Origin of the sequence: Coprobacillus sp. AF33-1AC, from assembly GCF_003475785.1 — a bacterium.
Classification (GTDB): Bacteria; Bacillota_I; Bacilli_A; order Erysipelotrichales; family Coprobacillaceae; genus Faecalibacillus.
In genome coordinates this window covers 16,201-28,004 of the sequence record NZ_QRQB01000016.1, presented here as the reverse complement: position 1 = coordinate 28,004, position 11,804 = coordinate 16,201, and the positions used below count along the sequence as shown (strand labels likewise).

Genomic DNA, 11,804 nt, shown 5'->3' with positions numbered 1-11,804 from the left:
ATTGATTAAATCTATGTTTTTTACGATTGTTCACGTTATGCACACACTAATAATAGTAATAACTTTTTTATAAATTATAAATATAAAGGAGAAAAATGATGCATTTTAAAATTAAAAGAATTAAATTATTAAATGCTTTATCAAAAGCAACCAAAGCTGTTTCTGTTAGAAGTCCGTTACCGGTTCTTACAGGAATTAAATTTGATTTATTAGAAAATCGTTTAGTGCTTACAGGTAGTGATAGTGATTTAACAATTCAAACAGTCATTAATGAAGATGATGATTTAGAAATTATTGAAGAAGGATCTGTTGTTTTAAGTAGTCGCTATATTTTAGATATTGTAAGAAAGATTAATAGTGATGATATTGAAATTGAAATTATTGATGGCTTACTTACAAGAATTAAAGGTAATCAAATTGAGTATAGTTTAAATGGTACTGACGCTATTGATTATCCTCGTATTGATTTAAGTAAAACAGGGACTCATTTTATTATGAATGCTCTTCATTTAAAGAACATTATCAGTGAAACTAAATTTGCTGCAAGTGATAAAGAAAATAAACCTATTTTAACAGGAATTAACTTTAAAGCTAAAAACAATACGTTAGAATGTGTTGCTACTGACAGTTATCGTTTAGCTAAAAAGATCATTTCTTTAGATGAAGATGTCACTTTCAATATTACAATCCCTAAACTAAGTTTAGATGAAATTAGTAAAATTATTGAAAAAGATGAAGACATTGAATTATATGTTTCTGATCGTAAAGTATTATTTGTTTTTGATCAAAATATTATTCAAACCCGTTTAATTGATGGATCTTATCCAGATACTGCACGTTTAATTCCAGATCATTTTGATTATGAATTAGATATTGATACTGTAGATATTTTAAATGCGATTGATCGTGTATCTTTATTATCAAATGAACAAAATAACATTATTAAATTAGATTTATCTAGTGATAAAGTCATGTTATCTTCTTACCAACAAGAAATTGGTTCGGTGGAAGAAAATTTATCTACTTCTTTCTATAAAGGAGAACCTTTAAGTATTTCATTTAGTTGTAAATATGCTAGTGACGCTATTAAATCATTTAAAGGTACTAAAATTCGTATTTTATTAACAGGTGAAATGAAACCATTTATTATTAAAGATATTGAAAAAGATGATCTTATTCAATTAGTCTTACCTGTTAGAACTTATTAAGAAAGCATTTTGCTTTCTTTTTATATTTCATTGTTTTTTTTAGATTTAAGCAATTTTTAATAAAAATGATATAAACATATCATTTTTTATTTTTTACGTTATAACGCTTTATTTTTTGAGTTTTTTAAAAATTGTGCTATAATTAAGGAGTATAATTATAAATAAAAGAAGAGGTCAATCATGAAAGAAATACAAATTAGAGATGAATATATTACTCTAGGCCAATTTGTTAAATTTGTTGGGATTGTTGGTAGTGGTCTAGATGCAAAGATGATTATTAATGATGGTTTAGTTAAAGTAAACGGTGAAGTAGAAACAAGAAGGGGAAGAAAACTTTATCGTGGTGACAAGATTCAATATGATAAAGATACTTATGTAATTAATGAGGATTAATTCTTTAGAACTTGTTCAGTTTAGAAATTATCATCATTTTTTTATTGAGTTTCATCAGGGAATTAATATTCTTATTGGTGATAATGCTCAGGGGAAAACGAATTTAATCGAAGCTATATATTTATTATCGGTTTGTAAATCGTTTCGAACACATATTAATGATCAAATGATTCAATTTGATCATGATTTTGCAAGAGTAAAAGGAAATATTTTTGCAAATAATAAACAACATCTTTTAGAAGTTGTTTTATCCAAAGAATTTAAAAAAGCAAAAGTTGATCAAAAAGATATTTTAAAGATAAGTGATTATGTAGGATATTTAAATGTTGTGGTCTTTGTACCAGAAGATCTTTCTTTAGTTAAAGGATCACCTAGTATAAGAAGAAAATTTCTAGATTTAGAACTTTCTAAAATATCACCCATTTATGTTTTTCATCTGACTAAATATAATAAATTATTAAAAGAAAGAAACCAGTATTTAAAGTTACTCGCTAAAAATAATGGTTCGTATGATGATTATTTATTAGTTTTGGATGAACAGTTAGCTAAAATTCAAATTGAAATTATGAGGAAGAGAATAGAATTTATTCATTCTTTATCTCAATATTATCAAGCAATTTATCCACAAATATCTTCTAAAGATGAAACTGTTGATATTGAGTATGGTTGTTTTATTAAAGAATTAAATGAAGATCATATTTTAAATCTTTATAAAAAAGCATTTCATCGTGATTTAAAGTATCAACAGACACATTATGGAATTCATAAAGATGATCTAAAAATATATATTGATCATAAAATTGCAGGGCAATTTGCTTCTCAAGGACAACAGCGTTCTATTGTTTTAAGTTTGAAGATTGCTTTAATTTATCTAATTAAAGCAGAGATTGGAGAATTTCCCGTTCTTTTATTAGATGATGTTTTAAGTGAATTAGATCCTATTCGTAAAACGAATTTATTAAATATATTAAATGATAAAATACAAACTTTTATTACGACCACTTCCATTGATGATATTCATCATGAAGTGATTCAATTAGCTAAAAAGATTTATATTAAGGAGGAAAAATAATGGCAGAAGAAAACAAAGTAGAACATAGTTATGATGAGTCTGACATTCAAGTCTTAGAAGGTTTAGAAGCTGTAAGAAAAAGACCAGGGATGTATATTGGGACAACATCTTCAAGAGGGTTACATCATTTAGTATGGGAAATTGTTGATAACTCAATTGATGAAGCTTTAGCGGGATATGCAAGCCATATTCAAGTTGTACTTAAAGATGATGATGTTGTAGAAGTCATAGATGATGGTCGTGGGATGCCAACTGGAAAACATCCAAAGACTGGTAAATCTACAGTAGAAACTATTTTTACAGTGTTACATGCCGGAGGTAAATTCGGTGGTGGCGGATATAAGGTATCTGGTGGTTTACATGGGGTAGGTGCCAGTGTTGTTAATGCCTTATCATCTTGGCTAGAAGTACATGTTTATCGTGAAGGAAAAGAATATTATCAAAGATTTGAAAATGGGGGAACACCAGTTTTTCCATTAAAAGAAGTAGGATCAACTGATAAACAGGGAACATCGGTTACTTTTAAAGCAGATGCTAGTATTTTTCAAGAAACAACAGTTTATGATTATGAAGTTTTAAGACAAAGAATAAGAGAATTAGCTTTCTTAAATAAAGGGTTACGTATTAGTTTAATTGATCAAAGAGATCATCAAGATCGTAAGCATGTTTATCATTATGAGGGTGGAATTAAAGAATATGTTGAATTTATTAATAAAAATAAAACCCCTATTCATAATGATGTTATTTATGTAGAAGATATTCAAAATGATATTAAGATTGAAGTAGGAATGCAATATAATGATGGTTATCAATCAAATATCTACTCATTCTGTAATAATATTAATACTCACGAAGGGGGAACGCATGAAGAAGGTTTCCGTTTAGCCCTAACAAGAGTTATTAATAACTACGCTAGAAATCATAATTTCTTAAAAGAAAAAGATGATGCGTTAAGTGGAGATGATGTAAGAGAAGGATTAACAGCCATTATTTCGGTTAAACATCCTGATCCTCAATATGAAGGACAAACAAAAACTAAATTAGGAAATGCAGAAGTAAGAAAGATTGCTTCAAATATTATTTCTAAATCATTAGAAAAATTCTTATTAGAAAATCCCGATACAGCTAAAATTATTATGGATAAAGCGATTGTGGCTTCACGTGCCCGTTTAGCAGCTAAAAAAGCACGTGAAATGACAAGAAGAAAAACGGGAATGGAAGTAACAGCTTTACCCGGAAAACTTGCAGATTGTTCAAGTAGAGATGCGAGTGAATGCGAAATCTTTATAGTCGAAGGGGATTCCGCTGGTGGTAGTGCTAAAATGGGACGTGATCGTCGTATTCAAGCTATCTTACCATTACGTGGAAAAATCTTAAATGTTGAAAAAGCAAGATTAGATCGTGTTTTATCAAGTGATACGATTAGAAGTATGATTACGGCTTTTGGTACGGGTATTGGTGAAGATTTTGATATCAATAAATTAAGATATCATAAGATTGTTATTATGACCGATGCCGATGTCGATGGTGGGCATATTCGTATTTTAATGTTAACGTTCTTATATCGTTATTTAAGACCACTTATTGAACAAGGATTTGTTTATGCAGCGCAACCACCACTTTATTTATTAAAGCATGGTAAAGATGATCACTATTTATATAGTGATGAAGAATTAGAAGATTTAAAAACAAAATTAGGTGAAAATGCGAAGTATTCAATTCAACGTTATAAAGGTTTAGGAGAAATGAATGCTGATCAGTTATGGGAAACAACAATGGATCCAGAACATCGTATTTTAAATCAAATTGATTTAGATGAAGCTGTTGAAGCAGATATGATATTTGATGTTTTAATGGGTGAAAAAGTTGAACCTCGACGTGAATTTATTCAAGAAAACGCTAAGTACGTTACAGACTTAGATATTTAATAAAGGAGTAGAGTATGGAAAATAATAACCAACGTGGTATTAGAAAAGTTAAATTAACATCTGAAATGAAATATTCCTTCATGCAATATGCAATGTCTGTTATTGTTGCGCGTGCTTTGCCAGATGTTAGAGATGGTATGAAACCTGTTCAAAGAAGAATTATTCATGGAATGAATGAACTGGGATGTTATAGCGATAAAGCCTATAAAAAATCAGCTCGTATTGTTGGGGAAGTAATGGGGAAATATCACCCTCATGGTGACTCTTCAATTTATGAAGCATTAGTAAGAATGGCTCAAGATTTTAGTTATCGTTATATGCTTGTTGATGGACATGGTAACTTTGGTTCCATTGACGGCGATGGTGCTGCAGCCATGCGTTATACTGAAGCCAGAATGTCAAAAATCTCAATGGAATTAGTAAGAGATATTAATAAAGATACAATTGATTTTATTCCAAACTATGATGGTGAAGAAAAAGAACCATCAGTATTACCTTGTCGTATTCCTAACTTATTGATTAATGGATCAACAGGAATTGCAGTAGGGATGGCGACGAATATTCCACCACACAATTTAAATGAAGTTGTGGACGCTATTATTGCAGTGAGTGAAAATCCTGATATTAGTATTTTGGATTTAATGGAAAATTATTTACATGGACCTGATTTCCCTACTGGAGGATATATTTTAGGTAAAAGTGCCATTAAAAAAGCCTATGAAACTGGTAATGGATTAATTGTGATGCGTGCTAAAACTGAAATTGAAGAACATAAAGGAAAACCTCGTATTGTAGTTAATGAAATTCCTTATCAGGTTAATAAAGCAAGATTACATGAAAAGATTTCACAATTAGCTCGTGATAAAGTTGTTGAAGGAATTACAGATGTTCGTGATGAATCAAATAGAGAAGGAATTCGTTTAGTTATTGAGTTAAAGCGAGATGTTCAAGCAGAAGTTGTATTAAATCAGTTATATAAACTTACTTCTTTACAAACAACATTTGGAGTTAACAGTATTGCTTTAGTTAACAATGAGCCTAAAACATTAAATATTAAAGAATTAATTACTTTATATTTAGAACATCAAGAAGAAGTAATTCGTCGTCGTACACAATTTGAATTAAATAAAGCGGAAGCGAGAGCGCATATTTTAGAAGGTTTAAAAATTGCTTTAGACCATATTGACGCTATTATTAATTTAATTCGTTCTAGTCGTACAACAGAAGAAGTACAAAATAGATTGATGGAAGAATTTAATTTATCTGATCGTCAAGCACGTGCTATTCGTGAAATGCAATTACAACGTTTGGCAGGTTTGGAAAGACAAAAGATTGAAGATGAATTAACTGAAATTTTAAAAGTGATTGCTGATTTAAAAGATATTTTAGCTAATCAATCTCGTATTTTAGATATTATTAAAACAGAATTAATTGAAGTGAAAAATAAATATGGTGATGCTCGTCGTACTGAAATTATTCAAGGTACTTTTGATATTGAAGATGAAGATTTAATTCCGGTTGAAGATATTATTATTTCACTTACAAATAATGGTTATGTAAAGAGAATGCCAGTAGATACTTATAAATCTCAAAATAGAGGTGGTCGTGGTATCAAAGGTATGGCAACGAACAATGATGACATTGTAAGTAGTTTAATTCATATGTCTACGCATGATGATTTATTATTCTTTACTAATAAAGGTAAGGTATATCGTTTAAAAGGATATAATATTCCTGAATTTGGTAGAACAGCTAAAGGATTACCGGTTGTTAATTTATTGTATTTAGATAAAGATGAAAGTGTTAAATCAATGATTAACATTGATAAAAAGGATATTCAAGAACAACCAGAACAATATTTATTCTTTGTTACAGAAAAAGGTTTAGTAAAACGTGTCGCTATTGATGAGTTTGAAAATATTAGACAAACTGGTAAGATTGCGATCAAGTTAAAAGAAGAGGATCAATTAGTTAATGTTAAATTAACTCAAGGTCATGATGAAGTTCTTATTGCAGCAAGTAATGGAAAACTTGTTCGTTTTAATGAAGAAAATGTAAGACCAATGGGTAGAAGTGCCAGTGGAGTTAGAGGAATCAATGTTGATGGTTCTAAAGTTATTGGTATGACAACTGATAAAGAAGGAAAACTTATCATGGTTGTTACAGAAAAAGGATATGGTAAGATGTCACCAATAGATGAATATCGTTTATCTAACCGTGGTGGTAAAGGTGTTAAAACAATTAATGTTACTGAACGTAATGGTGATATTGTCGCTATTAGAGCTGTTAATGGTGATGAAGATTTATTAATTATTACTAATGATGGTATTGTCATTCGTTTACCAATGGAACAAGTTAAAACAGCAGGACGTGCTACTCAAGGGGTACGTTTAATTAAAGTTCATGATAGTCAAGTCTCTTCGGTAGAAGTTGTAGAAAAAACGAAAGAAGGTGAAGAAGAAGCTTAAGCTTCTTCTTTGTTTATGAATGATTATGATGATATTTTAAATCGTCTATCTCATTCTCGTTTTAGAAGTTCATTTCATTTAAAACCTAAAGATAAACAATATGTTATTGATAAAGGCTATGATGTGATTGAAAGTCATGCTCATGATTTTATTGCTAAAAGATTAGCACCGGCAGTTATTAAAAATGATGGTAAACAGACACCAATGAAAAACCATCCAGTTTTTATAGCTCAACATGCAACAGCATGTTGTTGCCGACAGTGTTTGATGAAATGGCATCATATTCCTTCAGGTGTTCAATTAACATCTCATCAACAAGATATGATTGTTGGACTGATTATGGAATGGATCAAGAGAGAAATGAGATAAATAATTGAATAAAGATAGTGGTTGATGTATAATTTAGTTCGTATTAGTAACAATAAAGGGAGATAATTATGATTGATATTGCATTAATTAGAGAAAATCCTACGCTTGTTAAAGAAAACATGAGAAAGAAATTTCAAGAAGATCGCGTAGAATTAGTTGATGAAGCTTATAAATTAGATAGAGAATATCGAGAAGTTCTTACTAAAGCAAGTGATATTAGAAGTATGCGTAATAAGTTATCAAAAGAAATTGGTGCTTTTATGCGTGAAGGTAATAAGGAAGCAGCAGAAGAAAATAAAAGAAAAGTAACTTCTATGGCTGATGAATTAAAAGATTTAGAAGCTAAAGAAGAACAATATGGAAAAGAATTAAAAGAAGTTATGATGAAGATTCCTAACATTATTGATGATTCAGTTCCTATTGGTAAAGATGATAGTGAAAACGTAGAAATTCAAAAATATGGTGATCCTGTTGTACCAGAATATGAAATTCCATATCATGCTGATATTATTGCTCGTTTTAATGGATTAGATAAAGATGCTTCTGGTAGAACAAGTGGTAATGGATTCTACTATTTAATGGGAGATATTGCTCGTTTATCATCAGCAATGTTATCTTATGCAAGAGATTTTATGATTGATAAAGGATTTACTTACTGTATTCCTCCATTTATGATTCGTAGTGATGTTGTCACTGGAGTCATGTCTTTTGAAGAAATGGATGCCATGATGTATAAAATCGAAGGAGAAGATTTATACTTAATTGGTACAAGTGAACATAGTATGATAGGTAAATTTAAAGGACAAATCGTAGAAGAAAAAGATTTACCAATTACTATGACTTCTTATTCTCCTTGCTTTAGAAAAGAAGTTGGTGCTCATGGTATTGAAGAACGTGGTATTTATCGTGTTCATCAATTTGAAAAACAAGAAATGGTTGTTTTATGTAAACCAGAAGAAGCAATGGAATGGTATGATAAAATGTGGTCTTACACTGTAGAATTATTTAGAAGCATGGATATTCCAGTAAGAACGCTTGAATGTTGTTCTGGTGATTTAGCTGATTTAAAAGTTAAATCTTGTGATGTTGAAGCATGGTCACCACGTCAACAAAAATACTTTGAAGTTGGATCATGTTCAACTTTAGGTGATGCACAAGCTAGACGTTTAGGTATTCGTGCCAAAGGTGAAAATGGTAATTATTATGTATCTACTTTAAATAATACTGTACTAGCAAGTACACGAGCAGTCATTGCTTTTATTGAAAATAATTATAATGAAGATGGTTCTATTAATATTCCTAAACCATTACAAATGTATATGGGTGGAAAAGAAAAATTAGTACCTGTTAAATAATACGTATCTTCGATACGTATTTTTTATGGAGGAAAATATGGAATTATTTGTAAGTGAAGCAGAAGTAGAAGATGCAGATATGTTAATTGATTACTTTAATCAAGTAGGTGGAGAAAGTGATTTTTTAACTTATGGATTAAATGAGTGTAAGATGAATGTTTTATCAGAGATGGAACTTATAGAAGAAATGCATGAACAAGAACAATCTTGTTTATTGCTTGGTTTTATTGATGACGAACTTGTATCAGTAGCTTCTTTAATAGGTGAAACACAAACAAGAATGAGTCATACTTGTGAGCTAGGGATCTCTGTTAAAAAAGATTATTGGCATATGTCGATAGGGTCTTCAATGATGGAAGAATTAATTTTATATGCTAAGGAGCATCAAATAGATGTTATCTATTTAGAAGTAAGAAGTGATAATATGTCAGCTATGGGATTATATAAAAAATTTGGTTTTATAGAAACTGGGAAGATGCCAAAACGTTTTAAGATAGATAATCATTATTATGATGCTACAATGATGGCTTTAACTCTTTAATAAAATATATTGCTTAATTATCTAAAATAAGATATAATCATAATTGCCATTACAATAGGCGGCTTCGAACCATGTCAGGACCGGAAGGTAGCAGCATTAAGAATCACCGTCTATGTGTAGTGGCTTTTTTTAAGGAGAAAAAAGAATGAATGATGAATATTATATGCAAAAAGCTTATCATGAAGCATTAAAGGCTTTAAAAATAGATGAAGTACCTGTTGGGGCAGTGATTGTTAGAGATGGTAAAATTATTGCGAGAGGTCATAATCAAAGGGAATCTAAAAATATGGCTACAGCTCATGCTGAAACAATTGCTATTCAAAAGGCTTGTCGTAAATTAAATTCATGGCGTTTAGATGATTGTACGCTTTATACGACATTGGAACCTTGTTTGATGTGTACTGGGGTCATTATTCAAAGTCGTATTCAAAGAGTTGTATATGGTGCCCATGATACAAGATGGTTAGCTTTTGATAAAATCATTCATAGTCAATATCCTGTAAATCATATTCCTATGGTAACAAAGGATATTTTAATTGATCAATGTTCTAAAATTATAAAAGATTATTTTAAACAAAAACGATAGGATAACTATCGTTTTTAATGTATAATAAAGGGGATTGGAGTGGATTGATTATGGCATATAAAGCGTTATATCGTACTTATCGTCCGCAAAGTTTTGAAGACTTAGCAGGACAAGATCATGTAAAAAAGACCTTACAAAATGCAATAAAAGAAGGGAAAATTGCGCATGCTTATTTATTTGCTGGACCTCGTGGTACAGGGAAGACAACTGTTGCAAAAATATTTGCTAAAGCAATCAATTGTAATGGAGATCATGTGCCATGTAATCAATGTGATAGTTGTAAAGCTATTACTGCCGGCGAACATCCTGATGTCATTGAAATTGATGCTGCCAGCAATAATGGTGTAGATGAAGTAAGAGATTTAATTGATAAAGTTAAATATGCACCGATAAGTGCTAAATATAAAGTTTATATTATTGATGAAGTTCATATGATGTCACCAGGAGCTTTTAATGCTTTACTAAAGACATTAGAAGAACCACCTGCTCATATTGTTTTTATTCTAGCAACAACTGAACCTCATAAAATACTACCAACAATTATTTCTCGTTGTCAAAGATTTGATTTTAAAAGGGTAGAAGATCAAGATATTGAACAACGATTGACTTATGTATTACAATCAGAAAATAAACATTTTGAACCTGAAGCATTAGAGATTATTGCTCAATTAGCTGATGGAGGAATGCGTGATGCATTAAGTATTCTAGAACAATGTTTAGCTTTTAATGATGATTTAACAGTAGCCAATATTAATCAAGTTTATGGTTTATTATCTATTCAAGATAAGATTAAATTTATTAAATTATTATTAAATAAAGACATGAAAGCTGTATTAGAGTCATTAGATACAATGATGTCAGCCAGCATTGATATGAAACGTCTTACATTTGATTTGATAGATATTTTAAAAGATATTATTATTTATAAAAATACTCAATCAGTAGATGTTTTATTTGTTTTACGTCAAAGTCATTTAGATTCGATTATTCCTTATATTTTAGTAGATGAAGCTTTTGATATGATTCAAATATTTATTGAAGCAAGTGAGCATTATAATCAATCAACAAATGCGCATACATACTTTGAACTTGCAGTATTAAAAATATGTAATCATATAAAAGAAGATCATAAAATCCAAAATGAGGAAGTTATTCAACCAATAAATACGCAAAATAAACCTGTAATTGATGATCAAGAAGTCATCAATACTCAACCAGTCGAATCTGCTTTACATAGTCATAGTTATGAAAAATTAGATATTGAAGAAGTTATGAGTGAATCGGTACAACCTGTACAAGTTCAAGAAACAATAAAACAACCTGTTGTAGAAGAAATAATCGAAGATAATATTGAGGAACCACAAGAAGATGATCATGAAGAAAATATTGATCATATAGAAGTATCATTTGATGATATATTAAATATTTTAGTTCAAGCAAAAAGAATAGTTTTAAATGATATTCAAGATCGTTGGCAAGTTATAAGCAAGTATCGTTATAATTTAAATACTGCTAAATTTGCGACAATGTTATGTGATGGAAAACCAGTAGCAGCAGGAGAAAATGCATTTATTTTAACGTTTAAACATCTTCCAGATGTTAATAATGTTAATTATTCAGATAATTATCATTTATTAAAACAATTTTTAAAGGAAGTGTTAGGTCAAGAATTTGATTTTATAGCGGTTTTAGAAGATGATTGGCCACAAATGAGAAATAAGTTCATCGAATTAAATAGAAGTGGTCAATTACCAAAACCACAAGCTATTATTTTACATCATATTAAAGAATATCAAGAACCTAAACCTCAATTAACAGATGCCCAAAAATTGGCTATTGAGATGTTTGGCAAAGATATTGTAGAAATAGAAGAATAGGAGGAAA

General features: G+C 29.8%; 10 protein-coding genes and 1 other RNA gene. All 11 read left to right on the top strand.

Annotated elements, in window-relative coordinates; translation table 11 throughout:
* Positions 1-98 precede the first annotated feature (98 nt).
* The 11 genes from dnaN (at position 99) to dnaX (ending at position 11,797) form a co-directional block, all read left to right on the top strand.
* Positions 99-1,208, top strand: a complete 1,110-nt coding sequence (dnaN, locus tag DWZ53_RS07000) for a DNA polymerase III subunit beta (RefSeq protein WP_118432979.1) — start codon at positions 99-101, stop codon at positions 1,206-1,208.
* Between the two features lie 180 nt (positions 1,209-1,388).
* Positions 1,389-1,601: an RNA-binding S4 domain-containing protein gene (locus tag DWZ53_RS06995; RefSeq protein WP_118432978.1), complete on the top strand. Its 213-nt coding sequence runs from the start codon at positions 1,389-1,391 to the stop codon at positions 1,599-1,601.
* Entirely contained in the window at positions 1,591-2,673 is a 1,083-nt protein-coding gene (gene recF / locus DWZ53_RS06990; RefSeq protein WP_118432977.1) for a DNA replication/repair protein RecF, read from the top strand. Before DWZ53_RS06995 ends, recF begins: the two co-directional genes overlap by 11 nt.
* Entirely contained in the window at positions 2,673-4,601 is a 1,929-nt protein-coding gene (gene gyrB / locus DWZ53_RS06985; RefSeq protein WP_118432976.1) for a DNA topoisomerase (ATP-hydrolyzing) subunit B, read from the top strand. The genes recF and gyrB overlap by 1 nt, the downstream gene beginning before the upstream one ends.
* Before the next feature lie 14 nt (positions 4,602-4,615).
* Positions 4,616-7,069 carry a DNA gyrase subunit A gene (gene gyrA, locus DWZ53_RS06980; RefSeq protein WP_118432975.1) on the top strand — a complete coding sequence of 818 codons (2,454 nt, stop codon included), beginning with the start codon at positions 4,616-4,618 and terminating at the stop codon, positions 7,067-7,069.
* Between the two features lie 15 nt (positions 7,070-7,084).
* The gene (locus DWZ53_RS06975; protein WP_118432974.1) at positions 7,085-7,438 is read left to right on the top strand and encodes a DUF4186 domain-containing protein; all 354 of its coding nucleotides are present in this window, start codon (positions 7,085-7,087) and stop codon (positions 7,436-7,438) included.
* 68 nt (positions 7,439-7,506) lie between these two features.
* A complete protein-coding gene (serS, locus tag DWZ53_RS06970; protein WP_118432973.1) occupies positions 7,507-8,793 on the top strand; it encodes a serine--tRNA ligase in 1,287 nt (428 codons plus the stop codon).
* A gap of 37 nt (positions 8,794-8,830) precedes the next feature.
* Positions 8,831-9,334: a GNAT family N-acetyltransferase gene (locus DWZ53_RS06965; RefSeq protein WP_158568206.1), complete on the top strand. Its 504-nt coding sequence runs from the start codon at positions 8,831-8,833 to the stop codon at positions 9,332-9,334.
* A 38-nt stretch (positions 9,335-9,372) separates the two neighbouring features.
* Positions 9,373-9,470, top strand: an RNA gene (ffs, locus tag DWZ53_RS06960) — signal recognition particle sRNA small type.
* Positions 9,471-9,479: 9 nt separating this feature from the next.
* Complete coding sequence (locus tag DWZ53_RS06955; protein WP_118432971.1) at positions 9,480-9,920, top strand: nucleoside deaminase; 441 nt, start codon at positions 9,480-9,482, stop codon at positions 9,918-9,920.
* 50 nt (positions 9,921-9,970) lie between these two features.
* A complete protein-coding gene (gene dnaX, locus DWZ53_RS06950; RefSeq protein ID WP_118433009.1) occupies positions 9,971-11,797 on the top strand; it encodes a DNA polymerase III subunit gamma/tau in 1,827 nt (608 codons plus the stop codon).
* The last annotated feature ends 7 nt before the right edge of the window (positions 11,798-11,804 follow it).

Coding starts and splice junctions, on each gene's coding strand:
- DWZ53_RS06955 (WP_118432971.1), top strand. CDS start 9,480: ATGAATGATGAATATTATATGCAAAAAGCTTATCATGAAGCATTAAAG.
- recF (WP_118432977.1), top strand. CDS start 1,591: ATGAGGATTAATTCTTTAGAACTTGTTCAGTTTAGAAATTATCATCAT.
- DWZ53_RS06965 (WP_158568206.1), top strand. CDS start 8,831: ATGGAATTATTTGTAAGTGAAGCAGAAGTAGAAGATGCAGATATGTTA.
- DWZ53_RS06995 (WP_118432978.1), top strand. CDS start 1,389: ATGAAAGAAATACAAATTAGAGATGAATATATTACTCTAGGCCAATTT.
- dnaN (WP_118432979.1), top strand. CDS start 99: ATGCATTTTAAAATTAAAAGAATTAAATTATTAAATGCTTTATCAAAA.
- gyrA (WP_118432975.1), top strand. CDS start 4,616: ATGGAAAATAATAACCAACGTGGTATTAGAAAAGTTAAATTAACATCT.
- gyrB (WP_118432976.1), top strand. CDS start 2,673: ATGGCAGAAGAAAACAAAGTAGAACATAGTTATGATGAGTCTGACATT.
- serS (WP_118432973.1), top strand. CDS start 7,507: ATGATTGATATTGCATTAATTAGAGAAAATCCTACGCTTGTTAAAGAA.
- dnaX (WP_118433009.1), top strand. CDS start 9,971: ATGGCATATAAAGCGTTATATCGTACTTATCGTCCGCAAAGTTTTGAA.
- DWZ53_RS06975 (WP_118432974.1), top strand. CDS start 7,085: ATGAATGATTATGATGATATTTTAAATCGTCTATCTCATTCTCGTTTT.